We start from the raw sequence: 26,583 nt of genomic DNA, 5'->3' as shown, positions 1-26,583 counted from the left end.
CTGTCAGCGCGCTTCCCGCAGGCGCGGCAGGATCCGCGTCGCGTAGAACTCGAAGAACCCGTCCTGGTCCGGGCCGATCTGGTTGACGTAGACCTCGTCGAAGCCGGCGTCCACGTACTCGCGGATCGCGTTCAGGTGCGCCTCCGGGGAGGGTCCGCAGGGCGTTGACCGGGTCGCGGCCTCCTCCGTGACGAGCTGCGAGAGCTGCTCGAAGTGCCGGGGCAGCGGCAGCAGCTGTGCGGCCTCGCCCGGGATCCCCTGGTTGGGCCAGAGCCGGTGTACGGTCCTGCGCGCCTCGGCCTCGTCGTCCGCCCAGCACACCTTCAGCCCGGCGGCGCACGGCTTGCCCTCGCCGCCCGCCTTGTGGAACGCCTCCACCATGTCGGCGGCGGGCGCGGTGTGGATGTAGCCGTCGCCGAGCCGGCCCGCGAGCTCGACGGACTTGGGCCCGAAGCCCGAGATGTAGATCGGCGGGGGCCGGTCCGGCAGCGAGTACAGCCGGGCCGTGTCCACCTCGTAGAACTCACCGTGGTACGTCACCAGCTCGCCGGTCCACAGCTCCCTGATGACGTCGAGAGCCTCCTCCAGCATGCGCTGGCGCTCCTCGGCCGGAGGCCACTGGTCGCCCAGGATGTGCTCGTTCAACGCCTCGCCCGTGCCGACCCCGAGCCGGAACCTGCCGTCCAGCAGGATCTGGGCGGTCGCCGCGGCCTGGGCGATGATCGCCGGGTGGACGCGGATGATGGGGCAGGTGACGGCGGTGGTCACCGGCAGCGACGTGGCCTGCGAGACGGCCCCGATGACGGACCACACGAACGAGCTCTCGCCCTGCTCGTCCAGCCACGGGTGATAGTGGTCCGAGATCCACAACGCCTCGAAGCCGGCCTCCTCGGCGAGTTTCGCCTGGCGGACCAGCTCCTTCGGATCATGTTCCTCACTGGACAGGAAATAGCCGAAAGTGGTCATGTATGACCACATGCCCGATTATTGTCAAGCAAACGTAACAATGAGCGCTGCGAAGGCAAATTCGATCGGCCCCAGGCCTGAATGATGTTACGAGACCCTTTGTACGGGCAGTGGAGGGCCATGGCTACTCTGCTTTGGATCATCGCCGTGGTACTGGTAATCGCCGGGATCTACGTGATCCTGGCCCGTCGGGACATCCTCTGGGGGATCGTCCTCATCGTCATCGGATTCCTCGTCGGCCCCGGTGGCGTCAGTATCTTCAATCCCTAGTCACACCTCACCCACCCTGCTCACGGACACCGGGACGGCGGCCGGCCACAAGGGCCGGCCGCCGTCTCACGACCGAACGCTCAGCAATGATCGCCGTTCAGGCAGTAGACGGTGTACGCGTGCTTGATGACCGGAAGGGCGACATTACGCACCCGGATACCCCCGGGAGTCACACCCTTTTCCGTGCCGGCGTGCGCGTGGCCGTGAATGAAGAGATCCGCGCCCTCGGCGTCGGCCGCCTCGGCCAGCATGTAACTGCCGAGGAACGGATAGATTTCCGGCGGCTCGCCCATGAGGGTGTCCTTGACCGGTGAGTAATGACTCAGCACGATCTTGTGGTCGGCGTCGAGTTCCTTGAGCGCGCGCCGCCACCGCTCGGCGATTTCCTTGGTGTGCCGGACGAACGCCTTGGTCTCCGGCTCGCCGAACTCGCTCGCGCATTTCCCGGCGAAACCGCCGCCGAAGCCCTTGCCTCCGGCCACTCCGAGCCGTACGCCGTCGATGGGGACGACCGTGCCCTCGTCGTCGAGGACGGTGATGCCGGCGTCGCGGAGGAGATCGATGATCTCCTGGTTGCAGTCGGAGTGGTAGTCGTGGTTGCCGAGCACGGCGACGACGGGGATGGGCAGGCCGCTCAGCTCCTCGGCGACCACCCTGCCCTCGGGGACGGTGCCGTGCCTGGTCAGATCGCCTCCTACCAGCAGCACGTCCGCGCGGCGCTCGATGCCCTCGATCTTCTTGCGATAGTGACCGCGCAGATCCTCGCCCAGATGGATGTCCGCGACGGCGGCGATCCGCAACTCCCTCACAGATGTTCCTCCTCTCCCGGCTCCCGCACCTCCACCAAGGTGATCTCGTTGTGCACCCGCAGGCCCGGAGCCGCCTCCCGGGCGACGTTCTCGATCTGGTGGCGCCGCTCGTCACAGGAAACCTGTCCGCGCAGGTAGACCTCTTCTCCTCGCACATCCACCCGAATGCCCAGCTCGGTGGTCCGATCGTCCTCCGCGAGAGCCCGCTGCACGCGGGCCGCGACATAGTGCGGCGTCTCCATCTCTTCCCCTCGTGTCCCCCTCGGTTCTGTATCGCTAGCGCTGCCCGGCCCTTGCCGGGCGAAACCAGTGGTTTGACGGGCGCGAGGGTGGATATGGTTGTTGGTATTCCTGGTGCCTAAGACGCAGGTACCTCCTTGGCGTGAGCATGCCGTGACGGAGGAGCGTCTTGGGAACGTGTGACCGGTTTTCACCCCGCCCCGGCCGGAGCACCGCGGGCACCGGCGGCACCGCTCACCGCACCTCTTCCACCGGCACCGCCTCCTCCGGCCGCCCCCACGCCACGGCCTCCCACGTCGCGGTCCCCTACGCCACGGCCCCCCACGTCGCGGTCCCCTACGCCACGGCCCCCCACGTCGCGGTCCCCTCCGTACGGGCCGTCTCCGGCATCCCCCACCGGCCACGCGCCACCGTCCTCGCGGGCCACGCGCCCGCCCTCCGCCGTCCGCCCGCCACGGCCCGCCATGCGTGCGCCGCCGTCGTCGCGGGCCGTCCCGCCCCGGGGAACCGTCACCGCCGCGTCCGCGCCGCCGGTTCCCGCGCACGGCGACCCGCCGCCGCCCCCGCCCCGGTCGCCGGACCTGCTCACCTGGACTCCCTGACCCCCGAGCCGGGTACTCGCCACTGCCGCTCTTGGAGGAACCCCCAGTGAAGATCGCCATGGTCTCGGAGCACGCCAGCCCGCTCGCCACCCTCGGCGGTGTCGACGCCGGCGGTCAGAACGTGCACGTCGCCGCCCTCGCCCGGGAGCTCGCCCGGGCCGGGCACGAGGTCACCGTCTACACCCGCAGGGACCGCGAGGACCTGCCGGAGACCGTCCCCTTCGGTCCCGGAGTGGAGGTCGTCCACGTCCCCGCGGGCCCCGCCGCCGAGATCCCCAAGGACGAGATCCTTCCCTGGATCCCCCACTTCGGGAAGTGGCTGCACGACCGGTGGCTGTTCGACCGGCCGGACGTCGTGCACAGCCACTTCTGGATGAGCGGGCTGGCCGCGCTCGCCGCGGCGGAGAAGCTGCGGATCCCGGTCGTCCACACCTACCACGCGCTCGGCAGCGTCAAGCGGCGGCACCAGGGCACGGCCGACACCAGTCCGCGCGAGCGCGTCGAGGCCGAGGCCGAGATCGGACGGCGCGTCGACTGCGTCATCGCGACCTGCACGGACGAGATCGACGAGCTGATCCGCATGCGGGTGCCCCGCCGCGCGACCCGGGTGGTTCCCTGCGGAGTGGACGTGACCGCCTTCCACCCGCACGTCGAGCCGCTGGAGCGGCCGGAGCGCCCGCGCCTGCTGTCGGTCGGCCGGCTCGTGCCGCGCAAGGGCCTGGAGACGACCATCCGGGCGCTGCAGTACCTGCGGGACACGGAGCTGGTGGTCGCGGGCGGTCCCCCGGCCGCCGAACTGCACCACGACCCCGAGGTCACCCGGCTGCGCTGGCTGGCGACCCAGGCGGGCGTCTCCGACCGGGTGCGCTTCCTCGGCCGGGTCGAGCGCGACACGCTGCCCGCGCTGATGCGCTCGGCCACCGCCGTCGTCTCCGTGCCGTGGTACGAGCCGTTCGGGATGGTGGCGCTCGAGGCGATGGCCTGCGGCGTCCCCGTCGTCGCCTCGGCCGTCGGCGGCCAGAAGGAGACCGTGGTCAACAACGTGACCGGTCTCCTCGTGCCGCCCCGCAAGCCCGCCGTGCTGGCCCGGGCGCTGCGCAAGCTGCTCGACGACAGGGTGCGGCGCACGGCGTACGGCATCGCGGGCGCCGACCGGGCCCGCGCGAGGTACGCCTGGAGCCGCATCGCCACCGAGACCCTGGCGGCCTACGACCGGGTGCTGTCCACCCGGGAGCTGGAAAGGAGTGCTTCTTGATCCTGCCGACCTCCGAGGTGAGCCGGTGACGTCGACGGCCCTCGTGCTGCGTTCCGACGGCATCGGGGGCCTTCTCACCGTGGTGCCCGCGCTGCGCGCCCTGCGGCGCCACGGGCTGCGCGTCGTCCTCGCCTGCCCGCCGGAGCTGAGCGAGCTCGCCGCGCTCACCGGCGCGGTGGACCGGATCCTGCCGGCGTACGGGCTCGCGCCGCTGTCGTGGCCCGGGCCCGGCGAGGAGGACGCCGACCACCCGCCGCTGCTGCCGGATCTCGCCGTCAACCTGCACGACCGCGGGCCGCGAAGTCACCGCGTCCTCCTCGGTGTCGGGACGAGGCGCCTGTGGGCGTACGCGAACCCGGACGTCCCCTGGATCCGGGGGCCGTGGTGGGACCCGGGCGAGCACGAGGTGCTGCGGTGGTGCCGGCTGCTCCAGTGGCACGGCGTGCCGGCCGACCCGGAGGACATGGCGCTGCCCACTCCCCTGACCGCGAGTCCCGCCCCGGGGGCCGTCGTGATCCACCCCGGCGCGGGCGGCACCTCGCTGCGCTGGCCCGCCGACCGGTTCGCCGAGGTGGCCCGGGTGCTGACGGACGAGGGCCTGCCCGTCGTGATCACCGGCAGCGTCCGGGAACGGCCGATGGCCCTGCTCGTGGCGACCCGGGCGGTGCTGCCGCCGCAGATCGTGCTCGCGGGGCGCACCTCGCTGCGGGAGCTGTGCGCGCTGGTCGCCGGGGCCCGGCTGGTCATCAGCGGCGACGTCGCGATGACCCGGCTCGCCGGGGCCTACCGGACGCCCTCGGTGCTCGTGTCCACGGCGGACGGACGCCACCCGATCCTGCACGAGGCGGACGCCTCCGATCACCTGGGCGCGGTGGTCCCGGCCGCGCAGGTGGTCAGCGCCGCCGTGCGGGCGCTCGGCGCAGGAGTTCGATGACGGCCTCCTCGACCGGCCCGTGGGTGGCGAGCCGGCCCTCGCCGGTGTCCTCACCCAGCCGTTCGAGGGGGATCGTCCGCCCCTTCTCGTACAACGCGACGATGCGGGGGTCCACGTAGGAGGCGCGGCACACCGACGGCGTGTTGCCGAGGTACTCCGACACCTCCTTCATGACCCTGGAGACGGCCCGCTTGCGCCCCGCGCCGCTGCGTACGGGCCGGGAGACGGCGAGCCCGACCGCGGCCAGGACCGTGGCGTGCCAGGTGCGGAAGTCCTTGGCCGAGACGTCGGTGCCGAAGGCGTCCTTCAGGTAGGCGTTGATGTCGGCGCTGCGCACGTCCACCCAGCCCTCCTCGGCGCGGTAGCGCAGCAGCTCGCCCCGGCGGCCCTTCGACAGCGCGGTGAGCACCGCGCACACCTCGGCGTCGGCCAGCACCTGCTCCCGCTCCTTGCGGCCCTTGGCCAGGTAGCGGCACACCACCTTGCCGTCCCCGCACTTCACGTGCGACGTCTTCAGGGTGGCCAGGCCGTAGGAGTCGGTGTACTCCTCCCCGCCGACGCGGAAGAAGCCGATGTCGAGCATGCGCGCGGCGGTGGCCAGCACGCGCTCGCGGCCCAGGCCGTCCCCGCGCAGGTCGCGGGCGACCCGTCCGCGGAACGCGGGGAGCCGCTCGGCGATGTCCAGCACGTGGTCGAACTTCGCCTCGTCCTGCTGCCTGCGCCACTCGTCGTGGTAGCGGTACTGCCGCCGGCCGGCGGCGTCGGTGCCCACGGCCTGGAGGTGACCGTTCGGATGGGCGCAGATCCACACGTCGGTCCAGGCCGGGGGGATCGCGAGGCATTTGATCCGGTGCAGGGTGGCCCGGTCCTTCACGGGCCGGCCGGAGGCCCAGGTGTAGCTGAACCCGCGCCCGCGCCGGCGGCGCCGGATGCCCGGCTCGCTCGGGTCGCTCGGCCGCAGTTCGACGGGCGGTGTCTCGAAGACCTTCGCCTTCTCCGCCGCGCACTTTCCCGCCGCGGCCTTGTCCGCCGCGGACCTCCCCGCGCCGGTCCTGTCGGCCACGGCGCTCACCGCAGCAGGTCCCACGCCTGTTCGAGCACGTCGTCCACGCTCACGTCACCCACCCACGAGACGTCGCGGTGGCCGCACTCGCGCATGCCCTCCGTGCCGGCGGGCAGCCCGCAGACCGGGCAGCCCGACGTCCAGGAGATCAGCGGCCGCTGGTGACCCCTGCTCAGCGGACCCCAGTTGATCATGTTGCCGCACCAGTAGATGCCCACGGTGGGCGTGCCCGTCGCCGCCGCCAGATGGCGTGGTCCGGTGTCGTTGCTGACGAGCAGGTCGCAGGCGGCGTACAGCGCGGTGAGCCCGCCGAGTGACAGCTCTCCGACGACGGCCCGCGCCGGGGTCTGCATCTGCGCGACGACCTTCTCGACGACCTCCCGCTCCTCCTCCACGCCGGTCACCACCACCGGCCGTCCGAGTCGGTCGGCGACCTCCGCGAAGCGCTCCGGCGGCCATCTCCTGCGCCGGTCCCCCGCGCCCGGGTGGATCGCCACCAGGCCCCGGGGCACCTTGCCGAGCGTGCGGTTCAGCTCGGCCCAGTCCTCCCTGACGACCGCGATCCTCGGCTCTATCTCGCTGGTGGCGGCGCCGAGCAGGCCGGCCACCTCCAGATAGCGCAGGGTCTCGTGCTGGTAGTGGACGTACGGCACCCAGCGGTCGAGCGGCGCGGCGTCGGGCGTGCGGAGGCCGGCCGTCACCCGCGCGCCGAGCCTGCGGATGAACGGGTTGGAGTTGCGCCCGCCGCCGTGCATCTGGACGGCCAGGTCGAACCTGCGCTCACGCAGGTCCTCGTACAGCTCCTCGGGGCCGTCGGTCCCGTCCGACGGGGAGGAGGAGACACCGGAGATGGGCGGCAGCGCCACCACCTCGTCCACCGGGCCCGGACGGCCCCGCAGGAACCGCGCGTGCCATTCACGGCCGAGCAGGGTGATCTTGGCGGCGGGGTACGCCCGTCTGAGCGCCCCGATGGCGGGCAGTGCCAGCAGCAGGTCGCCGAGGGCGTTGGCCCTCAGCACGGCGATCCGCTCGACCCCCTCGACGAGCAGCGCGCTCATGCCACCCGCCTCGTCCCCTCGTGCATCGGACACCCCCATTCGCCCGGCCCGCCGGCTGACCCCCGGCGGAGCGCTCGTGTGGTGCGACGTCTGATCCCGGTTACCCCGGTGCGGCCGCCCCAAACCGGCTCGCCGGGTCTGCCGTGCCTGTTGTTTCCCCTGCGTCTGCGGGGGTAGCCGCCGATGTATGACGGAAGAGACGCTCAACCGTTTCGGTGAAGTCACAGCCGTCGTCGTCGGGGACGTGATGCTCGACTCGTGGCTGCGGGGCCGCACCAAGCGCATGGCGCAGGAGGCCCCGGTGCCGGTGGTGACCGTCGAGCAGATCGAGGACCAGCCGGGCGGTGCCGCCAACACGGCCGTGAACCTGGCCGCCCTGGGCGCGCGGGTCCACATGGTGGGAGTCACCGGCGCCGATCCCGCCGGGGCGACGCTCAACGCGACCCTGGGACGGCTCGACATCGAGGGCCTGGTCATCGTGCGCAGCTGGCGGACCTCGGTCAAGCGCCGGGTGCTGACCGACGGCCAGATCGTGGCGCGGTACGACGAGGAGGACGAGGCGCCGCTGCCGGAGGCGGCCGAGCGCGAGCTCATCGAGCAGATCACCCGGCTCGCGGCGGACGCGGACGTCGTCATCGCCTGCGACTACGGCGGCGGGGTGTGCACGCCGGCCGTCCGCCGGGTGCTGTGCGACCTGAGCCTCGACCGCAGCGAGGGCGCGCGCGGCGCGCCGATCCTCGTGGTGGACGCCCACGACGTGGCGGCCTGGCGGGAGTGCCGGCCGACGGCCGTGCTGCCCAACTACGCCGAGGTGCGGCGGCTGCTCGGCGAGGGGGACGACCACGACCGGGTCGCGTTCCTGTCCGCGCGGTCGGAGGACCTCATCGAGGCCACCGGCGCCGACCTGGTGGTCACCACGCTGGACGGCGAGGGCACGCTGCTGCACCGGCGCGGCAGGCCGCCGCACCGCACGTACGCGACCCCCGCGCCCGACACGATGAGCATCGGCGCGGGCGACACCTTCACGGCGGCGTTCTCCCTCGCCCTGGCCGCAGGGGCGGAGCCCGAGCGCGCCGCGGACATCGGCCAGGCGGCGGCGAGCGTGGTGGTGCGCCGCCAGGGGACGGCCGCCTGCTCCCACGAGGACCTGCTGCAGGCGCTGCGGCCCGACACCGCGCTGCCGCCCGAGCGGCTGGCCGCGTGCCTGGAGCGCGACCGGGCCGAGGGCAAGCGCGTCGTCTTCACCAACGGCTGCTTCGACGTGCTGCACCGCGGCCACGTCGCCTGCCTGGAGGAGGCCGCCCGGCTCGGCGACGTGCTGGTCGTCGCCGTCAACGGCGACGACGGCGTGGCCCGGCTGAAGGGGCCGCAGCGCCCGATCAACCGCTGCGAGGACCGGGTCGCGGTGCTCGCGGCGCTGGGCTGCGTCGACTACATCACCGTCTTCGACGAGGACAGCCCGACCGAGCTGCTGCGGCTCGTCCGGCCCGACGTGTACGTCAAGGGCGGCGACTACCACCCTGACCTGCTGCCCGAGGCGGACCTGGTCAGGGAGCTGGGCGGCGAGGTGCGGGTGCTCGGTTACGTCCCGGACCGCTCCACCACGGCGATAGTGAACCGCATTCGAGGGTAGAGGGGCCTTCATGACCGAAGAACAACGTTCGCCGACCGGCAAGCCCATGGTGGAAGCGACGCCGATGGACGTGATCCACGTCCGTATCGCGTCGTTCGCCCTGGTCTTCTGTTTCGCCGTTCTGGTGCTCTCCTTCGTGGGACGCATCTGGGTGCTGACCGCGATCGTCGTGGCGATCATGGCGAGCATCGCCATCTACATGACGTTCGCCGTGCGCAGGCAGAAGAGGCTCGGCGGCGGGCCGCAATCGAGAGGATGACGCGGTGAGCCTGAAGGACAAGGTCGTCGTTGTAACCGGCGCGAGCGGCGGCGTGGGCCGCGCGGTGGTCCGGCGGCTCGGAGCGGAGGGCGCGAAGGTCGCGCTCATCGCACGGGGAGAGGCGGGCCTGGCCGGTGCCGCCGTGGACGTCGGGGCGGAGGGCGGCACCGGGAAGACCTTCGCCGCGGACGTGTCCGACTACGACCAGGTCCGCCAGGCCGCCCAGCGGGCCGAGGCCGAGCTCGGCCCGATCGACGTGTGGATCAACATCGCGTTCACGACGGTGTTCGCGCCGTTCCTGGAGATCACTCCCGAGGAGTACGAGCGCGAGACCAAGGTGACCTACCTCGGCTACGTGTGGGGCACCCGGGTGGCCCTGGAGATGATGAAGCCGCGGGACAAGGGCGTCATCGTCCAGGCGGGGTCCGCCCTGGCCTACCGGTCGATCCCCCTGCAGTCGGCGTACTGCGGCGCCAAGCACGCGATCGTCGGGTTCACCGAGTCGGTGCGGACCGAGCTGCTCGCCGAGGACTCGGGCGTGAAGATCACGGTGGTGCAGCTCCCGGCGCTGAACACCCCGCAGTTCGACTGGGGGCTCAACCGGATGCGGCGGCACGCGCAGCCGGTGCCGCCGATCTACCAGCCGGAGGTCGCCGCCGACGCGCTCGTCTACGCCGCCGAGCATCCGGAGCGCAAGGAGTACTGGGTCGGCGGGATGACCGCGGCCACCATCATGGGCCAGCGGGCGGTGCCCGCCCTGCTCGACCGCTACCTCGCGAGAACCGGGGTGAAGTCGCAGCTCACCGGCGAGAAGGCGCCGACGGGCGTGTCCAATCTGTGGGAACCCGCGGACGAGGACAAGGACTACGGCGCGCACGGCAGCTTCGACCGCCGGTCGCACGGCCGCAGCGTGCAGCTGTGGATCTCGCAGCACCGCCGCCTGGTCACCGCCGCCGGTCTCGGGCTCGCCGCCGTCGCCGGTCTCGGCCTGCGCCGCCGCTGACGGCCCGCGCCACCGCCGGTGATCCATAATCCCGACATATCGGGATCCGCACCTTTTGCGGTGATATGAAGTGGCTCAGCGGGGTAGTCGAGGGCGATGGACGAGCTTGACTACCGGTTCCTGTGCGAACTCGCGGCCCAGCTCCGAGTGGATTCGGTCCGGGCCGCCGCGGCCGCCGGCTCGGGGCACCCCACGTCCTCGATGTCGGCGGCCGAACTGATGGCCGTGCTGCTCGCGCGTCACCTCCGCGTGGACGTCGAGGACCCCGCCAACCCGGGCAACGACCACCTGATCTTCTCCAAGGGCCACGCCTCCCCCCTGCTGTACGCGATGCTCAAGGCCGCGGGGGTCGTCGCCGACGAGGAGTTGCTCACCTTCCGCAGACGCGGCAGTCGCCTGGAGGGCCACCCCACTCCGGAGGTGCCGTTCGTGGACGTGGCCACGGGCTCACTGGGCTTCGGACTGCCCGTGGGAGTGGGGCTGGCGCTGACCGCGCGCAGGCTGGACCGCCTGCCGTACCACGTCTGGGTGTTGTGCGGCGACAGCGAGCTCGCCGAGGGATCGATGTGGGAGGCGTTCGAGCACGCCGGGCACGAGGGGCTGAACAACCTCACGGCGATCATCGACGTGAACCGGCTCGGCCAGCACGGCCCCACCCGGCACGGCTGGGACCTCGGGGCGTACGCGGCCAGGCTCGGCGCCTTCGGCTGGCACACCATCGAGATCGACGGCCACGACCCCGGCCAGATCGACTACGCGCTCGCCGACGCCCGGGCCACCCGGCGCCGCCCGACGGCGATCATCGCCAGGACCTGCAAGGGCCGCGGCGTGTCGGCGGTGGAGAACCGCGAGGGCAAGCACGGCAAGCCGCTGGAGGACGCCGACCAGGCGCTCGGCGAGCTCGGCGGGCCCCGCGCCCTCACCGTCCGGGTCACCCCGCCCGACGCCTCGGCCACGCCGTACCGGTACGCGGACGGCGGGCTCGACCTGCCGAAATACGCGGTGGGCGAGCACGTGGCCACGCGGACCGCCTTCGGCGAGGCGCTGGCCGCGCTCGGCACGGCGCGGGGCGACGTCGTCGCCCTCGACGGCGAGGTGGCCGACTCGACGAAGCTGGAGGCGTTCGCCAAGGCGCATCCGGAGCGGTTCTTCGAGTGCTACATCGCCGAGCAGCAGATGGTGGCCGCCGCCGTCGGCATGGACGCCCGCGGCTGGACCCCGTACGCCGCGACGTTCGCGGCCTTCCTCACCAGGGCGTACGACTTCGTCAGGATGGCGGCGGTGAGCCGGGCCGGGATCTGCCTGGTGGGGTCGCACGGCGGGGTGTCGATCGGCGAGGACGGGCCCTCCCAGATGGGCCTGGAGGACCTCGCGGCGTTCCGCGCCGTGCACGGCAGCACGGTGCTGTATCCCTGCGACGCGAACCAGACGGCCCGGCTCGTCACGGACATGGCCGACCTGGAGGGCGTCCGCTACCTGCGGACGACGCGGGGCGAGACGCCGGTGATTTACGGGCCGGACGAGGAGTTCCCCGTGGGCGGCTGCAAGATCCTGCGCACCGGCGGCCAGGCCACCGTCGTCGCCGCGGGGGTGACCGTGCACGAGGCCCTGGCCGCGGCCGACCTGCTCGCCGAGGACGGCGTCTCCGTCACCGTGATCGACGCCTACTCGATCAAGCCGCTCGACTCCCCCGAACTGGTCGAGATGGCGGAGGCGACCGGGAAGGTGGTCACGGTGGAGGACCACTGGCCGGAGGGCGGCCTGGGCGACGCCGTGCTCTCCGCGCTGGCCGGATCGCCGGTGCGGGTGCGCAAGCTGGGCGTGTCCGGGATGCCGGGCAGCGCGACCGCACAGGAGCAGCTGGAGGACGCCGGCATCGACAGGCACGCGATCCGGGAGGCCGTCCTGTCCCTGCTCGGGTGAACGCCGCTACCGGTGGGCGGCGAGGGCGCGGGCCGTCGGCGTTCCGGCGTCCGGTGGGTAGTCCGCGACGTGCCCCTCGTAGAGGACGGTCCCGCCGTGCCTGCCGGGTCCCGGGCCGAGGTCGATCAGCCAGTCGGCCTGCCGGACGACGTCCAGGTTGTGCTCGATGACCACGACCGTGTGCCCCCGATCGACGAGCGCGTCGAGGACCCGGAGCAGGCCGTCTACGTCGCTCATGTGCAGGCCCGTGGTGGGTTCGTCCAGCACGTACGTCGCGGGCCCCTCGGCGTCGCGCAACTCCTTGGCGATCTTGAGTCTCTGGCACTCCCCTCCGGACAGCGTGGTGAGCGACTGGCCCAGCCGGAGATAGCCGAGCCCGGCCTGCGACAGGTGCCGCAGCGCCCGGTCGACGGCCTTGTCGGGCAGGCGGTGCCTGGCCTGGTCGACGGAGAGGGCGTCGACGTCGGCGATGGACAGGCCGTCGACGGTGTGGGCGAGCACCTCGGGGGTGAAGCGCCGCCCCTCGCATGCCTCGCAGACGACCTCCTGGCCGTCCATGAAGGCCAGGTCGGTGTAGACGATCCCGAGACCGCCGCACGCGGGACAGGCGCCCGCGGAGTTCGCGCTGAACAGCGCGGCGGGGACGCCGTTGCGCCGGGCGAACAGCCCGCGGATGGCCGGCGCGACGCCGGTGTAGGTGAGCGGGGTGGATCGGCGATTGGCGCCCACCGGCCGCTGGTCGATCACGACGGCTCCGTGCTGCTCCACGAGTTCGGCGGCCAGGCTGGACTTGCCGGAACCGGCGACGCCGGTGAGGACCGTCAGCACGCTGGCGGGGACGTCCACGGTGACGCGCCGCAGGTTGTTGCGCGTCGCCTCCTTCACGGTGATCACCGCTTCCGCCCTACGCGGGGCCGTCTTGACCGGTGCGGGCCTCGAGAGCGCGCGGCCCGTCGGCGTGCCGGCCCGCCGTAGGCCTGCGAACGCGCCCTGGAAGACGAGGCGGCCTCCGTCGGCACCGGCACCCGGGCCGATCTCCACGATTTCGTCGGCGACGGCCATGACGGCGGGGTCGTGCTCGACCACCAGGATGGTGTTGCCCCTGTCGCGCAGCCGTCTCAGCAGCCTCGTCATCGACTCGACGTCCGTGGGATGGAGCCCGGCGGTGGGCTCGTCGAACACGTAGAGCATCTCGGTGAGGCTGGAGCCCAGATGCTTCACGATCTTGATCCGCTGGGACTCGCCGCCCGACAGCGTCGTCGTCGCGCGGGCCAGGCTGAGATAGCCCAGGCCGATCGCGATCATGGCGTCGAGCCTGGCGGTCAGCGCGGTGACGACGGGAACGACGCCGGGGGCGCCGACGCGGCGGACGAGCGCGGCGAGCTCGCAGACCTCCAGGCGGGACATCTCCCCGATGGTGTGCCCGAGCACGGTGACGGCGCGGGACTCCTTGTTGAGCCGGTCTCCCCCGCAGTCCGGGCAGACCTGCGACCGGGTGAACCGGCGGATCGTCTCCTGTTTGCGCTCGGACAGGTTGTCGGAGGTCTTCAGGTAGATCCGCTCGAACCGCTCGACGACGCCCTCGTAGTCCTTCGGCAGCCTCCGCCCCAGCCGCCGTCCCAGTCGCGCGGCCGCCTCACCGCCGTGCAGCAGGGCGTTCCGCTCGTCGTCGCTCCAGTCCCGCAGCGGCGTGTCGGCATCGAACACGCCGATGTCGGCGTACTGGGAGTACCAGTAGTTGCCGTCGCCGAATCCGGGGAGACGGATCGCGCCCTGACGCAGCGACCTGCCGAGGTCGACGATGCGGTCCACGGCCGTGACGACGACGTCGCCGAGCCCCGAGCAGGTGGGGCACATCCCGGCCGGATCGTTGAACGAGAAGTGGTTCGACTCGCCCACGTGCGGCTCGCCGAGGCGGGAGAACAACAGCCGCAGGTACGTCCAGGTGTCGGTGATCGTGCCGACCGTGGAGCGGGCGTTGCCGCCGAGACGCCGCTGGTCGATCACCACCACCGGCGAGAGCCCGTCGATGTGGTCCACCTCGGGACGCGTCCACTTCGGCAGCCGGTTCCTCGCGAACGGGGGAAAGGTCTCGTTCAGCTGATGCCCGGCCTCCGCCGCGACCGTGTCGAAGACCAGCGACGACTTGCCCGACCCCGAGACGCCGGCGAAGACGACGAGGCGGCCCCGCGGGATGTCCACGTCCAGACGGCGGAGGTTGTTCGTGCGGGCGCCTCTGATGGAAATGTGCGATGCGGCCATGCCGCCGACCGTACGAGGAGATGTGGCCGGATCCTGACCGCGATCGCGGGCATGATGGCCGGATGGCCGACGTGACCCGACGCATGCTGGACCTGCTGTCGACCCTGCAGACGGGGCGCCCGTTCAGCGGGGAGGAACTCGCCACCCGTCTGGCGGTCAGTCCGAGGACCGTACGCCGCGACGTGGACCGGCTCAGGGAGTACGGCTATCCCGTCGAGACCCAGCCGGGACCCGGCGGCTACTACCGGCTGAGGGCGGGCCGGACGATGCCTCCGCTCCTCCTCGACGACGACGAGGCGGTCGCCGCGCTGCTCGGCCTCGCCACTCTCGCCTCCACCGGATCCGGCGAGGACGGGGCTCTCGACGACGCGGCCACCCGCGCGTACGGCAAGCTCGACCAGTTCCTGCCCGCGCGGCTGCGTCCCCGCGCGGGCGCACTGCGCGCCGGCCTGGAGACCGGCGGGTACGCCGCGCCCGCGGTGAACGCGGCGCTCGTGGCCGATCTCGCCGAGGCCATCGGCGGCCGTGAGGTCGTGCGGTTCGGCTACAGCGACAGGCACGGCGGGCAGAGCCACCGGCGGGTGGAGCCGCACCGGCAGATCCATCTGCATCTGCGCTGGTATCTGCTCGGCTGGGACCTGGACAGGAACGACTGGCGGGTCTTCCGCCTCGACCGCGTCCGCGACCTCGCGCGCACCGGCGTCCGGCACGCTCCCCGCGCCCTGCCCGCCGACGCGGCCCTGTCGTACCTGCGTCAGGGCCTCCACGCGGACCGCCGGCGCGTACGGCTCGTCGTGCGGGCGCGGCCCGAACAGGTGGCCGACGCGTTGAAGTTCCAGGACGCCGAGATACACCGGGCGCCGGGCGAGCGGGAGACCCACGTCACCCTGTGGCTCGACTCCTGGGAATGGCTCATCCCCGGTCTCGCCCGTCTCGGCGCGGACTTCACCGTCGTCGAGCCCGAGGACTTCCGGGCCGCCTGCGCCGCCTTCGGCCGCCGTCTCCTCGCCGCGTCCGGCCCGGCCTCCCTGTGAACCGGTCGGGTGAGCGCCGCCGACGGCCCTTCCTGGGGGCTGCCGGCGGCGCACGGAGACGGTCAGCGAGCCTTGGCGGTCGCCTTGCGGTTGGCCTTCTTGATGGCGTCCACGAGCTCGTCCTTGGTCATCTTGGACCGGCCGGAGATGCCGAGACGGCCGGCGACGTCGTAGAGGTGCTGCTTGGAGGCGTTCGCGTCGACGCCCTCGGCCGTCTTGCCCTGCTTCGGCGTGCCCTTCTCCGCCTGCTCGTCCGACGGTCCGCGCCCCTTCTTCTTCTCCCAGTGGTCGCCCACCTTCTCGAAGGAGTGCTTGAGCGCGGCGAACGCCGTACGGTGCGCCCGCTGGCCCTCGCCGTACGTGTCGACGGCGGAGTCGTGGGCCTTGATCCAGGTCTCCTGGGCCTCCTTGGGCGAGCGCTCCAGGGTCGAGGGCAGTTCCTTACGTCCTGGCATGGTCGGTGCCTCCCTTCAGACCGTCGGAAGTCCGTCGGAGGGGGTCAGATGGTGGGGTCGTCGTAGCGCCGCTCCTCGTACACGTGGCGACGGGTGGCGGTCGCGTCCATGGGGGCGGCGGGGGCGGCGGCGGTGACGGTGGTCCTGCGGCGGACCGTCGTCAGGCGCCAGATGCCGAAGAGCAGCCCGGCCAGACCGCCCACCATGAGGATCACCCCGATCACCTGGATGTCGAGGCCCGCGATGGTGAAGTCGACCGCCCAGGTGAGGATGGCCCCCAGCATGATGAGGATGATGCTTCCGGCGATGGTCATGGCTTTCCTCCTTCGCCTTCTGCTCTATCCCTCCCACGGATTCCAAACGTCGCATGCCGGTGCCCGCATAGGGCAACATGCGAGTCATGACCGATATCCCCATAGTGGTGATGGGACTCATGGGCGCGGGGAAGACCACCGTCGCCCGGCTTCTCGCCGACGCGCTCGGCCGTCCCATGCGCGACAGCGACGCCGACCTGCAGGCGAAGTACGGCACGACCGCCGCGGCGATGGCCGCCGACGTCGGCGCCGACGAGCTGCACGCGCGCGAGGCGCTGGTGCTGCGGGACGCGCTGGTGGATCGCCCCGCCCCGGTCATCGCGGCCGCCGCCAGCACGGTCGAGGACGTGGCGACGCGCCGCGCGCTGGCCCCCGCCTTCGTGGTGTTCCTCGACGGCCCGCCCGAGGTGCTCGCCGAGCGGATGAAGTCGAGCCCTCATCGCCCGCATTTCAAGCCCGACCTGGTACGCATGCTGACCGAGATGCGCGACCTGCGGCTGCCGGGGTTCCGCGAGGTGGCGGACCTCGTCGTGGACCCCTCCGCGCACGGGCCCGAGGAGATCGCGGCCACCATCCTCGCCAACCTCGACGGCGCGAAGACCCCCTGAGCCGCCGGGCCGGGTTCGGCGGGGACGAATCAGCCGACGGGGATGCGGGACTGGTACGGGACGACGGGCAGCAGCGGGGGGCTGCCCGCTCCGGCGAGGAACCAGACGGTCTTGCCGCCCCGCCCCGCACTCGCCACTCCCCAGTCGTCGGCGAGCTCGTCCACGATGAGCAGGCCGCGCCCGCCGATGGAGTCGAGGTCCGCCTCGCGCTGGTGCGGCACGCCCTCGCCCTGGTCGAACACCTCGCCGTACACCCAGGTGCCGTTGCTGCCCAGCCGGAGGGTGAAGACGTTGCCCCCGTGCCGTACGACGTTGGAGGCGAGTTCGCTCACGATCAGGGAGCAGTCGTCGACGAGCTCGTCGAGGCCCCATCGGCAGAGTTCGCGGCGTACGAGAGCGCGTGCCTCCGCCACGCTCGCGCCGACGGCGGGCAGGAGGCATTCCGCGGTCCAGACGGGGGCCGGGTTGACCGGCGCCGTACCGAAGGGGAGAGTCACGCGCGCCTCCTTAGGCTCATGGGAGCGCTCCCACGGCTCAAGATACGGCACGCAACGCAGTCATGTGAATTCAAAGAAACAAGATTGTTTCCGGTCAATGCCCGATCCGTGATGGCCGCGGAAGAGAAGAATGCGGCGCTTGTCTCCTCCACCTCGCGTGTGCGCACGTCAGCGGCGCCACGTCCGGCGCCCCCGGCCTCTTCCCCGCGACGGCGGGGCGACCCCGCCCGTGGGGCGTCGCCGTGAAAATAGCTGAAATCGAGCCTGTCCCGGACTGCCGATGCGGCAGGCCCGAATCGCACCGTGTGTCCGCTGTGAACCGCAACAACCCTTTCGCGCACCTTCTGACGTGCCCTCTCACGCCGCCGGCAACGCGGCGATCCCCCAGCGGTGGGCGACCCGCTCCCCCGGCGCGAGGCGCACCAGGCACTCGCCGGTCGCGAAGGCGTTCGGCGGGCAGCTCATCGGCTCGACCGCCACTCCGGCCCGCCGGTAGGGCTCGGCGAGCGTGTCCCCGGTGAAGACCTGGAGCCACTCGACGCCGGTCCCGCCCCACAACTCCACGCCCCGGGAGCCGTCGGCCGCCCGGAGCCGGGCCCGCACCAGCCCGTCGGCGTCGCGCCGCAGGGCCGTGTAGGGGGTGTCGAGCACCGTGCCGCCGATGCGGCGTCCCTCGCGGAAGTCGTACTCCGTGCCCTCGACCGGGCGGCGGCCGACCGGGATCTTCTGCTCGTCCACGGGGGTCCACTCGGCCGCGGGGACCTCCAGCACGGCGTCGTCCACCGTCTCCTCGCCGAGGGTGAGATAGGGGTGCGCGCCCATGCCGTACGGCGCGACGCCGTCGCCCACGTTCACGGCCGACACCTCGACCTTCAGGCCCGCCTCGCCGAGCGCGTACGACGCCGTCAGGTCGAGCACGTGGGGATAGCCGGGCTGGGGGAACAGCCGCAGCCCGAGCCGGATCGAGGCGTCGTCCCGCTCGAGGACCCTCCAGGGCATCAGCCGGGCGAAGCCGTGCGCGGCGTTGCCGGTCCGCGGCTCGTTGATCGCGAGCTGCCTGGTCTCGCCGTCGGCGTCGTACCTGCCGTCGCGCACCCGGTTCGGCCAGGGAAGCAGCAACTGCCCGGCGCCGCCGACGGGCTGCGCGGTGGCGGGGTACGACATGACCAGCGGCCGTTCGCGGTAGGTCAGGGCGCGCAGGCCGCCGCCCACCTCCGTGACGGTCGCCTCGTATCCGTGCGCGGCGATCGTGTGCTGCGTGCCGGTCGGGGGGACGGGTCCGCGAACCGCTGGCTCTGTCATGAGAGGGATTTTCCCATCCGTCCCACGACGCTCGCAGGGGGCCCGGCGGGAACTCCTCAGCGTCGGCGCGCGGCGGACGCTCGCGGATCCGGGCGCGCCTCTCGGTCATGAGCCCGGCGGGTTCCCGAGCGTGAGCCCGGCGGGTTCCCGAGCGTGAGCCCGGCGGGTTCCCGAGCGTGAGCCCGGCGGGTTCCCGAGCGTGAGCCCGGCGGGTTCCCGAGCGTGAGCCCGGCGGGGCCGGGCCCACGTCCTGGGCGTCACGAGGAGATCGGCTGGCCCGCCAGGCCGTCCTGCGCGGTGAGCAGCGCGCGCAGTTCCTCCGCGCTCTCGCCGCATGCGGTCATGATCAGGCCCCGGTCCATCTCGATCCGGGACAGCGACCTGGTCAGCCGGGTCGCGTACCAGCGGCCGGCGTCGCTCCTCCAGATCGACCAGCGACCGGCGTACTCGCTGCTCAGTTGTCTCCAGGCAGCGTCCTCGGCTGAGAACCGCACTCGTCACCACCTCCAGGCTCTGTGCCGGGAGACAACGATGTGCTCATCCGGACACGATTGGTAGTGAGAAGCGACCTCCCCCCTTCGGCGGCGCCGCCACCCCGGCCCCGACGAAGATCTCCCGCCGGATGCGGTCACTTCACCACCACTTGAGTCCCGTTCCTCCCGTACCACCCGTGTCATGCCGCCCCGCGGAACGACGCTGGTGTTCCCGCTCGGCCCCCGGCCTGCTTCGACGTGGCGGCGTGCGGCAAACGTCGCGTCTCCGATCACACCGGACATGGTTTTACTACCTTGCCGGACAGCGAGTCAGGGGAGAGATTCGAGAGGGCCGACATCGAGCGAAGGGAAGGTCACCCATGCCCGGACTCCCACGGCTGCCGTTCGACCGGCCGGACGTCCTGGAGATATCTCCCGGTTTCGGCGAACTGCGGAGCAGGGCGCCGATTACCAAGGTCACGACCGCGATGGGCGACGAGGCGTGGCTCGTGACGGGCTACGCGGAGATACGGCAGGTGTTCGGCGACGACAGGTTCGGCCGCTCCCACCCGGACCCGCCGAGCGCGGCCCGCCTGTCGAACAACGCCCTGCTCGGCGGCCCGACCGGCGACTACGCCACCGAGCGGTCCGTCCACACGCGGATGCGGCGGCTGCTGTCCCCCGCGTTCTCGGCCCGGCGCATGCGGAGCCTGTCGGACCGGGTCGGCGCGCTGACCGGACGCCTGCTCGACCGGCTCGCCGAGCAGGGCCCGCCCGCCGACCTGCACGCCGGTCTGTCGCTGCCGCTGCCGATCCAGGTGATCTGCGAGCTTCTCGGCGTGCCGTACGAGGACAGGGACAGGTTCCGGGCCATGGCCGAGGCGATGACCGACCTGCGCCACCCCGAGCGGTCCGCCGCCGCGCAGGTGGAGATGAACACCTACACCTACGAGATCGTGAAGGCGAAGCGGGACCACCCGGCCGAGGACGTCTACTCCGACCTCGCGAACGCCGCGCTGCCGGAGGACGACGTCGCAAGGATCGCGGGCGGCCTGCTGTTCGCCGGCCACGAGACCACGGTCAACCAGATCGACTACGGCGTGCTGCTGTTCCTGCGCAACCCCGCGCAGCGCGACGCGCTGCGGAGCGACCCCTCTCTCCTGGACGGCGCGGTCGAGGAGATCATGCGGGTCGCCTCTCCCAGCGAGCATGGGCTGGTGCGCTACGCGCACGAGGACGTCGAGCTCGCCGGTGTGCGGATCCGGGCGGGCGAGCTGGTCATGCTGTCCACCCCGGCGGCCAACAGGGACGAGCGCGTCTACCCCGACCCCGACAGCTTCGACATCCGGCGGCGCGATCCCCAGCCGCACGTCGGGTTCGGCCACGGGCCGCACCACTGTCTCGGGGCGTCCCTGGCGCGGGTCGAGCTGCGCGCGGTCTTCGGCTCCCTCTTCGCGCGCTTCCCCACCCTCGCGCTCGCCGTGCCGTACGAGGAACTCAGGGCGCACACCGACAGACTCGCCGGAGGGTTCGACACGCTGCCCGTCATGTGGTGAGGGGCGCCGGGCGCGCCGTCATTCGCCGTACGGTGGCCGGTCATCCCCGGCCACGGCCCCGGCACGCTCGCATTCGGCGGTTTCGGCCTCGGCGAGCCGCCGGTACGCCCGGTCGCGCAGCCGCAGCACCACCGTCGCCAGCAGCGCCGCGACCAGCGAGCCGGCCAGCACCGCCAGCTTGACCTGGGCGTCGCGGGCCGTGCCCAGACCGAACGCCAGCTCGCCGACGAGCAGGGACACCGTGAACCCGACGCCGGACAGGATCGCCAGCCCGCCGACGTCCACCCACGCCAGCCCCTCGTCGATGTCGGCACGGGTGAAGCGGGCGGTCAGCCAGGTGGCCGCCATGATCCCCAGCGGCTTGCCCACGACGAGCCCGGCGATGACGCCCAGCGGCACCGGGTCGGTGAGCAGGTTCGTCACTCCGCCCAGCCCGCCGAGCGGCACACCCGAGGACAGGAACGCGAACAGCGGCACGGCCACGCCGGCCGAAATGGGGCGGAACCGGTGCTCGAAGTGCTCGGCGAGGCCCGGTCCCGCCTCCGGGCCGCCCGCCTTCTCGCTGCGCAGGACGGGTACGGCGAAGCCGAGCAGCACCCCGGCCACCGTGGCGTGCACGCCAGAGGCGTGGACCAGCCCCCAGGTCACGGCGGCCAGCGGGAGCAGCAGCCACCACGAGCGCACCCGCCGCTGCACCAGCACGGTGAAGACGCCGAGCGGCGCCAGCGCCGCCAGCAGCGGCACCACCGACAGGTGTGACGTGTAGAACACCGCGATGATCACGATCGCCAGCAGGTCGTCCACGACGGCCAGGGTCAGCAGGAACGTGCGCAGCGCGGCGGGCAGGCGCCGTCCCACCACGGCGAGCACGGCCAGCGCGAACGCGATGTCGGTGGCCGTCGGGGTCGCCCATCCCCGCATCGCGCCGTCGTCGAGGAGCGCGTTGACCAGCAGGTAGAGCAGCGCCGGGACGATCACACCGCCGACGGCCGCCGCGACCGGCACGACCGCCCGCCGGGGATCGCGCAGGTCCCCCGCCACGAACTCGCGCTTGAGCTCCAGCCCGGCGACGAAGAAGAAGACCGCCAGCAGCCCGTCCGAGGCCCACTTGGCGAGGCTGAGGTCCAGGTGCCACCCGGCCGGACCGACCGTGGCCGAGCGCAGCCCCGCGTACGTCTCGGACCAGGGCGAGTTGGCCCAGACGAGGGCCGCGACGGCGGCGAGCAGGAGCAGCGCGCCGCCGATCGTCTCCTTGCGGAGGATGTCGGCGATGCGGCGGGTCTCGGCCCGGGAAGCGGGAGCGAGGAGGGACAGTCGGCGGGGAGTGGCCATGGGCGCTCCGTTTCCGGAATCGGTGACGACGACCGCCGACCAGACTTCCCGGCACTCCGCGTCCATCTTATGGCGTATCGACCGGATTCCTGCCTGCTGCCCCTTTCCTCCGCCGCGCCTTCGGCAGCGCCGCCGGGATCGGAAGACGCCCGGCGGCGGCCTAGAGTGCGGGACAGCGCTGTCGACCCCGATGGATGAACGGAACACATGAGAATCGTCGAAGACGACCTGTCCGGCCCGCAGATCGCCGAGTTCCTCATGGAGCACGTCCGGGAGATGCGGTCCATCACTCCCCTGGAAAGCAAGCACGCCCTCGACCTCGACGCTCTGCGTGCGCCCGAAATCAGGTTCTGGTCGGTGCTGGACGGCGACGCCGTCGTCGGCTGTGGTGCGATCAAGAGGCTGGACGCCGATCACGCGGAGCTGAAGTCGATGCGGACCGCCGCGGCGCGCAAACGCGGCGGGATCGCCTCCCTGCTGCTGCGGCACATCCTCACCGAGGCCGAGCGGCTGGGCTTCGCCCGCCTGAGCCTGGAGACCGGCTCGGCAGGCTTCTTCCTGCCCGCGAGACGACTGTACGAGAAGTTCGGGTTCGAATACTGCGAGCCCTTCGCCGACTATCGGCCCGACCCCAACAGCGTCTTCATGACCAGGCTGCTGCGGGGATGACACGTCGGCGAACAGCGAAAGCCCAGGCGGGCTGTGCCGGCCTGGGCTTTCGTGCTGTGCGCCGCCAGGGACTCGAACCCCGGACCCGCTGATTAAGAGTCAGCTGCTCTAACCAACTGAGCTAGCGGCGCCTGCGATGTCCGTAACCTTAGCAGTCCCGCGAAGGTCACGCACATCGACACGTGATCGGTTTTCGGGGCTCAGCTCCGCCAGGCGCCGCTGGAGAACGGCATCGGCTCGCCGCGCGTGCCCGGCCCGTCGCCCCACTTGGTGACGACGTACTGGATCGGGATGTGGCCGAGGTCCCCGCTGACGGTCAGCGAGTCCTCGTTCCAGCTGGTGCCGGTCAGCTCGGCGAAGGTCTTGCCGTCGATGTCCAGCATGACGCCGCTGTCCGACGGGACGCCCGGGCCGCGGTCACCGATGAAGAACTTGGCCTTCTTACCCTTGTAGAAGACGTAGCCCTCGGTGCCGAGCGGCCAGCTCGGGCTGGCGAACAGGCCCTTCTGCATGGGCTTGCCGATGGCGGGCAGGCCGGTGTCACCCTGGCGGCCAGAGGAGTCGTCCCAGAAGTACGAGCCGGTGGTGCTGCCCTGGAGCAGGACCTCCTCGTGCGCGGGGATGGCGAAGGCGAGCTCGCGCGCCGGGGCGGCGGCGGAGACGTTGGCGGCCTCGTTGACCGGCTGCTCGACGGGCGCGGGCGCGGCGGCCACAAGGGACGCGGTGACGGCCACCACACCGGCGAGCGTGGCCGCGGCGGTGAGGCGTCGGTTGCCACGCAGGTCAAACAGAGTCTTCATCAGGGCTGGGGATCTTTCGTTGAGACGACAGAGGATGGCCATGCGTCATCTAGGGACCTGCGAACGGCAGACCGCGAAGACGGGCCACGTGTCCGGGTACGGGAGGTCGTTCACCCGGAGGCGTGTGCGCGGAAGCTATGGCGATCGGCCGGAAGGCCGTCGTGAGTCAGACGTGTGATCCGAAATGCCTTGGCTCAGAGGTCGATGTGGGGTCACCCACGGTGATCTCCTCTCCAAGTCCAAACCAGCCACCGGTTGGCGGCAAACAGGACACTACAGGACGAGTCAGGACGGAGCAAAGTAAAAGCCGCATAACGCCCAGAAGATCTACCCATGGTCCTGTTTACCCCAAGCCGGACCGACGCCGGCCCCTCTGCCCGCGGTGATGCCGACGGTGCGTGACCGGGCGCCCGATCCGCGCGAGGCAAAATCGGAGGACCGTACGGCAAGAGAGCACCAAGGAAATCACCGGAGACGACGCGGGAAAGCATTCGGCCGCAAAAGCGCGAGCGCGCGGCGAGACGAAGCCTCCCGGGTTTACGAATGCAAAGCCCTTTCCCTGCGGCGAGACGCGCTCAGGAGGGCGATAGGCCGGCGCAGGGGTGGCGGGCGGGAATCAGGTCGAGCCGGCGGGCGGGAATCAAGGTGGAGCCGGCGGCCAGGGGAAGCGGACCGGCCAGGTGAAGGGGTACGCCGGACGCGGTCCGCGGCGGTCAGGGCACCCGGCGGGATGTGCCCGGGCGGCCGGGGCTTCCAGAAGGGCCGGCGTGCCTTCGGCGGCCGGGCGGCCCACACGCGAGGCGACCGGCACCCGGAGCGGGGCGGGAGGAGAACGGGTGAAGGACCCTGGAAATGCCGGAGCCGGGCAGTCCCCCAACTGCCCGGCTCCGGATCAAAGCGGTTCCGCCAGGAATGCCCTCCCCAAAGGCACCGGCGGGTCCCCCGCTTTCCGGACGCGGTTCCCCCATCCGCGTCCTTTATCAAGAAAGTCTGTCGGCCTCTCCCGAGGACCTGCTTCAACAGTACAAGGGGCCCTGTCATGAAGTCGTCATCGGCAGGTTGATTTCCGGCCTACATCCGGGCGGCCCCTGCCGGGCCGTGCTACTTCCCGAGGTCCAGCCGGACCTCGGTGCCCTTCTGGAGCGACCGGCTCACCGTGCAGTGACGCTCGTGGACCCGCTCGGCGACGGCCTCGAAGACCTCGCCGGAGTCCTCCGAGGGCAGCTCCACGTCGTACGTCACGGTGACCGAGCGCAGGAGGGTCGGGCCCTCCTTCTCGGCGGAGACCTCGACGGCCAGCCGCAGGAGCCGGTGGCCCCGCTTCGCGGTGAGCGGCTCGACCGTCATGATGTTGCATCCGCCGACGGCGGCCAGCAGCAGCTCCACCGGGCTGAACAGGCCGTCACCCGTGCCCATCTCGATCTCGGCGCCACGCTCGTTGCGGGCGACGAACCCGTCCTCGGTCCGCTCGACGCGTACAGAGCCCATGACCTCACCCTACTGGCAGGGCCAGTCGGACGAGCGTGCCGCCGCCGGGGGCGGCGCTGGCCGACACGCTGCCGCCGTGGCTGTCCACCACCTGGCCCACGATGGCCAGGCCGAGCCCCGATCCGGGCAGCGCCCGCGCTGAGGGCGCGCGGTAGAAGCGGTCGAAGACGTGCGGCAGGTCGTCGGCGGAGATGCCGGGGCCGTGGTCGCGCACCGTCAGGACACCGCCCCGCAGCGACACCTCGACCAGGCCGCCGGCCGGGCTGTACTTGGCCGCGTTGTCGAGCAGGTTGGCGACCGCGCGGGCGAGCCGGTCGGGCACGCCCCGCACCACCAACGGCTCCACCGAGACGGAGTACGCGGTCGACGGCCAGTGCCGGGCCGCGCGGGCGACCTCCCGCTCCACGAGCTCGTCGAGGCGCACGCTCTCCACCAGCACGGCGGGCTCCTCGTCGCGGGCCAGCTCGACCACGTCGGAGACGAGCGCCGTCAGCTCCTCCAGGCCGCTCACCACGGCCCGGCTCACCTCGTCGTGGACCTCCTGCGGCAGGTCTCCCCTCATCAGCAGCTCGACGTTGGTCCGCAGAGCGGTGAGCGGGGTGCGCAACTCGTGGGAGGCGTCGGCGACGAGGCGCTTCTGCGACTTGGCGGAGCGTTCCAGGGCGTCGAGCATCGCGTTGAAGCTGCGCGCCAGGCTGCTCAGCTCGTCGTCTCCGGCCACGTCGATGCGGGTGGTCAGGTCACGTGTGGTGGCCACCCGCCCGGCGGCGTCCTTGAGCGCGTTGACGGGCCGCAGCGCCGCCCGCGCGGCCAGCCAGCCGAGCGCCCCGGAGAGCACCAGGCCGCCGACCGCCACGACGACGAAGGGCCAGCCCAGGTCGTCCACGTCGGCGAGGGCGGCCAGCACGCCGTTGGGAGGCCGGTCGCCATACCTCTCGTACGTCCCGTAGTGGTCCATCGCCCACTCCACCCGGCGGCAGGTGATGACGTAGGCGGCCACGATCACGACGATCACGCTCACCGCGCCGGCCAGCGCGGAGGCCATCGCGAGCCGCCAGCGGAGCTTCACGGCTGCTCCCCCGCGGCGGCAGCGGCGGCGGGCTCCCTGAGCGCGTACCCGAGGCCGTGGACGGTGTGGATGAGCCGCGGCTCGCCCCCCGCCTCGGTCTTCTTGCGCAGGTAACCGATGTAGACCTCCAGCGGGTTGGACCCGGGCCGGAAGCCGTAGCCCCAGATGCGTTCGAGGATGACCTGCCGGGTCAGCACCTGGCCGCCGTTGCGGATGAGCAGGTCGAGCAGGGCGTACTCGGTCCTCGTCAGGTCGATGAGGCGGCGGCCGCGCCGGGCCTGCCTGCTGTCGGGCAGCAGGACCAGGTCGGCGAAGCCCGCCTCCGGGGGCGGCGCGGCGCGGCGGAGCAGGGCGCGCACCCGGGCGAACAGCTCCTCCAGCGCGAACGGCTTCACCAGGTAGTCGTCGGCGCCCGCGTCCAGGCCGGCCACCTTGTCGCCGATGCCGTCCAGGGCCGTCAGCATGAGCACCGGCAGCCGGTTGCCGTCACCCCGCAGCGCGCGGCAGACCTCGATCCCGTCCATGCCGGGCATGAGCACGTCGAGCACCACGAGGTCGGGCGCGACGCCGTCGATGGCGTCGAGGGCGTCCATGCCGTCCCCGGCGGTCGCCACGCCGTATCCCTCCACGCGCAGCGCCCGCGCGATCGCGTCGCGGACCTCGGGTTCGTCGTCGACGACGAGCACCTGTGTCTTGACCACGCCGCCAT

27 protein-coding genes and 1 tRNA gene are annotated in these 26,583 nt (G+C 72.0%); 11 read left to right on the top strand and 17 right to left on the bottom strand.

What is annotated here, in order from left to right:
* Nucleotides 1-3 precede the first annotated feature (3 nt).
* Entirely contained in the window at nucleotides 4-966 is a 963-nt protein-coding gene (locus tag AAH991_RS05795; protein WP_346224687.1) for an LLM class F420-dependent oxidoreductase, read from the bottom strand.
* A 120-nt stretch (nucleotides 967-1,086) separates the two neighbouring features.
* Between AAH991_RS05795 and AAH991_RS05790 the strand changes: the two genes are divergently transcribed.
* Nucleotides 1,087-1,236 carry a GPGG-motif small membrane protein gene (locus AAH991_RS05790; protein WP_169947694.1) on the top strand — a complete coding sequence of 50 codons (150 nt, stop codon included), beginning with the start codon at nucleotides 1,087-1,089 and terminating at the stop codon, nucleotides 1,234-1,236.
* Nucleotides 1,237-1,316: 80 nt separating this feature from the next.
* On the opposite strand, the gene AAH991_RS05785 is transcribed toward AAH991_RS05790, so the two are convergent.
* Both AAH991_RS05785 and AAH991_RS05780 read right to left on the bottom strand, forming a co-directional pair.
* Nucleotides 1,317-2,045 carry a metallophosphoesterase family protein gene (locus AAH991_RS05785; protein WP_346224686.1) on the bottom strand — a complete coding sequence of 243 codons (729 nt, stop codon included), beginning with the start codon at nucleotides 2,043-2,045 and terminating at the stop codon, nucleotides 1,317-1,319.
* On the bottom strand, nucleotides 2,042-2,287 hold the full coding sequence (locus tag AAH991_RS05780; RefSeq protein ID WP_030505965.1) for a BON domain-containing protein: 246 nt from the start codon (nucleotides 2,285-2,287) through the stop codon (nucleotides 2,042-2,044). The genes AAH991_RS05785 and AAH991_RS05780 overlap by 4 nt, the downstream gene beginning before the upstream one ends.
* A 646-nt stretch (nucleotides 2,288-2,933) precedes the next feature.
* Here AAH991_RS05780 and AAH991_RS05775 point away from each other — a divergent pair.
* Entirely contained in the window at nucleotides 2,934-4,142 is a 1,209-nt protein-coding gene (locus AAH991_RS05775; protein ID WP_346224685.1) for a glycosyltransferase, read from the top strand.
* A gap of 25 nt (nucleotides 4,143-4,167) precedes the next feature.
* A complete protein-coding gene (locus AAH991_RS05770; RefSeq protein WP_346224684.1) occupies nucleotides 4,168-5,076 on the top strand; it encodes a glycosyltransferase family 9 protein in 909 nt (302 codons plus the stop codon).
* On the opposite strand, the gene AAH991_RS05765 is transcribed toward AAH991_RS05770, so the two are convergent.
* Nucleotides 5,036-6,139 carry a DNA topoisomerase IB gene (locus tag AAH991_RS05765; protein WP_346224683.1) on the bottom strand — a complete coding sequence of 368 codons (1,104 nt, stop codon included), beginning with the start codon at nucleotides 6,137-6,139 and terminating at the stop codon, nucleotides 5,036-5,038. The genes AAH991_RS05770 and AAH991_RS05765 overlap by 41 nt on opposite strands.
* A 5-nt stretch (nucleotides 6,140-6,144) precedes the next feature.
* The gene (locus AAH991_RS05760; protein WP_346224682.1) at nucleotides 6,145-7,197 is read right to left on the bottom strand and encodes a glycosyltransferase family 9 protein; all 1,053 of its coding nucleotides are present in this window, start codon (nucleotides 7,195-7,197) and stop codon (nucleotides 6,145-6,147) included.
* 187 nt (nucleotides 7,198-7,384) lie between these two features.
* Between AAH991_RS05760 and rfaE2 the strand changes: the two genes are divergently transcribed.
* From rfaE2 to AAH991_RS05740, 4 genes are all read left to right on the top strand, one after another.
* Nucleotides 7,385-8,830 (top strand): D-glycero-beta-D-manno-heptose 1-phosphate adenylyltransferase, encoded by a 1,446-nt coding sequence (rfaE2, locus tag AAH991_RS05755; RefSeq protein ID WP_346224681.1) that lies wholly within the window; start codon nucleotides 7,385-7,387, stop codon nucleotides 8,828-8,830.
* A gap of 10 nt (nucleotides 8,831-8,840) precedes the next feature.
* Nucleotides 8,841-9,089: a hypothetical protein gene (locus AAH991_RS05750; RefSeq protein ID WP_346224680.1), complete on the top strand. Its 249-nt coding sequence runs from the start codon at nucleotides 8,841-8,843 to the stop codon at nucleotides 9,087-9,089.
* Between the two features lie 4 nt (nucleotides 9,090-9,093).
* Nucleotides 9,094-10,092, top strand: coding sequence for an SDR family oxidoreductase (locus AAH991_RS05745; protein ID WP_346224679.1), 999 nt, complete (start codon nucleotides 9,094-9,096; stop codon nucleotides 10,090-10,092).
* 96 nt (nucleotides 10,093-10,188) lie between these two features.
* Nucleotides 10,189-12,015 carry a transketolase gene (locus AAH991_RS05740; RefSeq protein ID WP_346224678.1) on the top strand — a complete coding sequence of 609 codons (1,827 nt, stop codon included), beginning with the start codon at nucleotides 10,189-10,191 and terminating at the stop codon, nucleotides 12,013-12,015.
* A 6-nt stretch (nucleotides 12,016-12,021) separates the two neighbouring features.
* Here the strand turns inward: AAH991_RS05740 and AAH991_RS05735 are convergent, their stop codons facing one another.
* On the bottom strand, nucleotides 12,022-14,277 hold the full coding sequence (locus AAH991_RS05735; protein ID WP_346224677.1) for an ATP-binding cassette domain-containing protein: 2,256 nt from the start codon (nucleotides 14,275-14,277) through the stop codon (nucleotides 12,022-12,024).
* Nucleotides 14,278-14,339: 62 nt separating this feature from the next.
* Here AAH991_RS05735 and AAH991_RS05730 point away from each other — a divergent pair, with 62 nt between their 5' ends.
* Nucleotides 14,340-15,311 carry a helix-turn-helix transcriptional regulator gene (locus AAH991_RS05730; protein ID WP_346224676.1) on the top strand — a complete coding sequence of 324 codons (972 nt, stop codon included), beginning with the start codon at nucleotides 14,340-14,342 and terminating at the stop codon, nucleotides 15,309-15,311.
* Between the two features lie 62 nt (nucleotides 15,312-15,373).
* On the opposite strand, the gene AAH991_RS05725 is transcribed toward AAH991_RS05730, so the two are convergent.
* Together AAH991_RS05725 and AAH991_RS05720 are read right to left on the bottom strand one after the other, a co-directional pair.
* Nucleotides 15,374-15,766, bottom strand: coding sequence for a ChaB family protein (locus AAH991_RS05725; RefSeq protein ID WP_346224675.1), 393 nt, complete (start codon nucleotides 15,764-15,766; stop codon nucleotides 15,374-15,376).
* A 44-nt stretch (nucleotides 15,767-15,810) separates the two neighbouring features.
* Nucleotides 15,811-16,080, bottom strand: coding sequence for a DUF6458 family protein (locus tag AAH991_RS05720; RefSeq protein ID WP_346224674.1), 270 nt, complete (start codon nucleotides 16,078-16,080; stop codon nucleotides 15,811-15,813).
* Nucleotides 16,081-16,166: 86 nt separating this feature from the next.
* On the opposite strand from AAH991_RS05720, the gene AAH991_RS05715 reads away from it, so the two are divergent.
* Nucleotides 16,167-16,688 carry a shikimate kinase gene (locus AAH991_RS05715; RefSeq protein WP_346224673.1) on the top strand — a complete coding sequence of 174 codons (522 nt, stop codon included), beginning with the start codon at nucleotides 16,167-16,169 and terminating at the stop codon, nucleotides 16,686-16,688.
* A gap of 29 nt (nucleotides 16,689-16,717) precedes the next feature.
* On the opposite strand, the gene AAH991_RS05710 is transcribed toward AAH991_RS05715, so the two are convergent.
* The 3 genes from AAH991_RS05710 to AAH991_RS05700 form a co-directional block, all read right to left on the bottom strand.
* Nucleotides 16,718-17,185, bottom strand: a complete 468-nt coding sequence (locus tag AAH991_RS05710; protein ID WP_346224672.1) for an ATP-binding protein — start codon at nucleotides 17,183-17,185, stop codon at nucleotides 16,718-16,720.
* Nucleotides 17,186-17,542: 357 nt separating this feature from the next.
* On the bottom strand, nucleotides 17,543-18,487 hold the full coding sequence (locus AAH991_RS05705; protein ID WP_346224671.1) for an aldose 1-epimerase family protein: 945 nt from the start codon (nucleotides 18,485-18,487) through the stop codon (nucleotides 17,543-17,545).
* A 257-nt stretch (nucleotides 18,488-18,744) separates the two neighbouring features.
* Complete coding sequence (locus AAH991_RS05700) at nucleotides 18,745-18,981, bottom strand: hypothetical protein (RefSeq protein WP_346224670.1); 237 nt, start codon at nucleotides 18,979-18,981, stop codon at nucleotides 18,745-18,747.
* Nucleotides 18,982-19,340: 359 nt separating this feature from the next.
* On the opposite strand from AAH991_RS05700, the gene AAH991_RS05695 reads away from it, so the two are divergent.
* A complete protein-coding gene (locus AAH991_RS05695) occupies nucleotides 19,341-20,516 on the top strand; it encodes a cytochrome P450 (RefSeq protein WP_346224669.1) in 1,176 nt (391 codons plus the stop codon).
* A gap of 18 nt (nucleotides 20,517-20,534) precedes the next feature.
* On the opposite strand, the gene nhaA is transcribed toward AAH991_RS05695, so the two are convergent.
* Nucleotides 20,535-21,848, bottom strand: coding sequence for a Na+/H+ antiporter NhaA (nhaA, locus tag AAH991_RS05690; protein WP_346224668.1), 1,314 nt, complete (start codon nucleotides 21,846-21,848; stop codon nucleotides 20,535-20,537).
* Nucleotides 21,849-22,055: 207 nt separating this feature from the next.
* Here nhaA and AAH991_RS05685 point away from each other — a divergent pair, with 207 nt between their 5' ends.
* Nucleotides 22,056-22,517, top strand: a complete 462-nt coding sequence (locus tag AAH991_RS05685) for a GNAT family N-acetyltransferase (protein WP_346224667.1) — start codon at nucleotides 22,056-22,058, stop codon at nucleotides 22,515-22,517.
* Nucleotides 22,518-22,574: 57 nt separating this feature from the next.
* On the opposite strand, the gene AAH991_RS05680 is transcribed toward AAH991_RS05685, so the two are convergent.
* From AAH991_RS05680 to AAH991_RS05660, 5 genes are all read right to left on the bottom strand, one after another.
* Nucleotides 22,575-22,648 (bottom strand) — tRNA-Lys (locus AAH991_RS05680).
* A 69-nt stretch (nucleotides 22,649-22,717) separates the two neighbouring features.
* On the bottom strand, nucleotides 22,718-23,317 hold the full coding sequence (locus AAH991_RS05675; RefSeq protein WP_346224666.1) for a hypothetical protein: 600 nt from the start codon (nucleotides 23,315-23,317) through the stop codon (nucleotides 22,718-22,720).
* 1,101 nt (nucleotides 23,318-24,418) lie between these two features.
* A complete protein-coding gene (locus AAH991_RS05670) occupies nucleotides 24,419-24,805 on the bottom strand; it encodes an OsmC family protein (protein WP_346224665.1) in 387 nt (128 codons plus the stop codon).
* Nucleotides 24,806-24,809: 4 nt separating this feature from the next.
* Nucleotides 24,810-25,874 (bottom strand): HAMP domain-containing sensor histidine kinase, encoded by a 1,065-nt coding sequence (locus tag AAH991_RS05665; protein ID WP_346224664.1) that lies wholly within the window; start codon nucleotides 25,872-25,874, stop codon nucleotides 24,810-24,812.
* Nucleotides 25,871-26,575: a response regulator transcription factor gene (locus AAH991_RS05660; RefSeq protein WP_346224663.1), complete on the bottom strand. Its 705-nt coding sequence runs from the start codon at nucleotides 26,573-26,575 to the stop codon at nucleotides 25,871-25,873. The genes AAH991_RS05665 and AAH991_RS05660 overlap by 4 nt, the downstream gene beginning before the upstream one ends.
* Between the last annotated feature and the right edge of the window lie 8 nt (nucleotides 26,576-26,583).

It is taken from the genome of Microbispora sp. ZYX-F-249, from assembly GCF_039649665.1.
Classification (GTDB): domain Bacteria; phylum Actinomycetota; class Actinomycetes; order Streptosporangiales; family Streptosporangiaceae; genus Microbispora; species Microbispora maris.
The sequence above is the reverse complement of the archived record's forward strand: the minus strand, read 5'-3'. Positions and strand labels throughout refer to the sequence as shown.

What these genes read in the sequence shown, in the direction of transcription:
- AAH991_RS05795 (WP_346224687.1), bottom strand. Translation starts at nt 966, where the DNA reads ATGACCACTTTCGGCTATTTCCTGTCCAGTGAGGAACATGATCCGAAG.
- AAH991_RS05790 (WP_169947694.1), top strand. Translation starts at nt 1,087, where the DNA reads ATGGCTACTCTGCTTTGGATCATCGCCGTGGTACTGGTAATCGCCGGG.
- AAH991_RS05780 (WP_030505965.1), bottom strand. Translation starts at nt 2,287, where the DNA reads ATGGAGACGCCGCACTATGTCGCGGCCCGCGTGCAGCGGGCTCTCGCG.
- AAH991_RS05760 (WP_346224682.1), bottom strand. Translation starts at nt 7,197, where the DNA reads ATGAGCGCGCTGCTCGTCGAGGGGGTCGAGCGGATCGCCGTGCTGAGG.
- rfaE2 (WP_346224681.1), top strand. Translation starts at nt 7,385, where the DNA reads ATGACGGAAGAGACGCTCAACCGTTTCGGTGAAGTCACAGCCGTCGTC.
- AAH991_RS05750 (WP_346224680.1), top strand. Translation starts at nt 8,841, where the DNA reads ATGACCGAAGAACAACGTTCGCCGACCGGCAAGCCCATGGTGGAAGCG.
- AAH991_RS05740 (WP_346224678.1), top strand. Translation starts at nt 10,189, where the DNA reads ATGGACGAGCTTGACTACCGGTTCCTGTGCGAACTCGCGGCCCAGCTC.
- AAH991_RS05735 (WP_346224677.1), bottom strand. Translation starts at nt 14,277, where the DNA reads ATGGCCGCATCGCACATTTCCATCAGAGGCGCCCGCACGAACAACCTC.
- AAH991_RS05730 (WP_346224676.1), top strand. Translation starts at nt 14,340, where the DNA reads ATGGCCGACGTGACCCGACGCATGCTGGACCTGCTGTCGACCCTGCAG.
- AAH991_RS05725 (WP_346224675.1), bottom strand. Translation starts at nt 15,766, where the DNA reads ATGCCAGGACGTAAGGAACTGCCCTCGACCCTGGAGCGCTCGCCCAAG.
- AAH991_RS05720 (WP_346224674.1), bottom strand. Translation starts at nt 16,080, where the DNA reads ATGACCATCGCCGGAAGCATCATCCTCATCATGCTGGGGGCCATCCTC.
- AAH991_RS05715 (WP_346224673.1), top strand. Translation starts at nt 16,167, where the DNA reads ATGACCGATATCCCCATAGTGGTGATGGGACTCATGGGCGCGGGGAAG.
- AAH991_RS05705 (WP_346224671.1), bottom strand. Translation starts at nt 18,487, where the DNA reads ATGACAGAGCCAGCGGTTCGCGGACCCGTCCCCCCGACCGGCACGCAG.
- AAH991_RS05695 (WP_346224669.1), top strand. Translation starts at nt 19,341, where the DNA reads ATGCCCGGACTCCCACGGCTGCCGTTCGACCGGCCGGACGTCCTGGAG.
- nhaA (WP_346224668.1), bottom strand. Translation starts at nt 21,848, where the DNA reads ATGGCCACTCCCCGCCGACTGTCCCTCCTCGCTCCCGCTTCCCGGGCC.
- AAH991_RS05685 (WP_346224667.1), top strand. Translation starts at nt 22,056, where the DNA reads ATGAGAATCGTCGAAGACGACCTGTCCGGCCCGCAGATCGCCGAGTTC.
- AAH991_RS05675 (WP_346224666.1), bottom strand. Translation starts at nt 23,317, where the DNA reads ATGAAGACTCTGTTTGACCTGCGTGGCAACCGACGCCTCACCGCCGCG.
- AAH991_RS05670 (WP_346224665.1), bottom strand. Translation starts at nt 24,805, where the DNA reads ATGGGCTCTGTACGCGTCGAGCGGACCGAGGACGGGTTCGTCGCCCGC.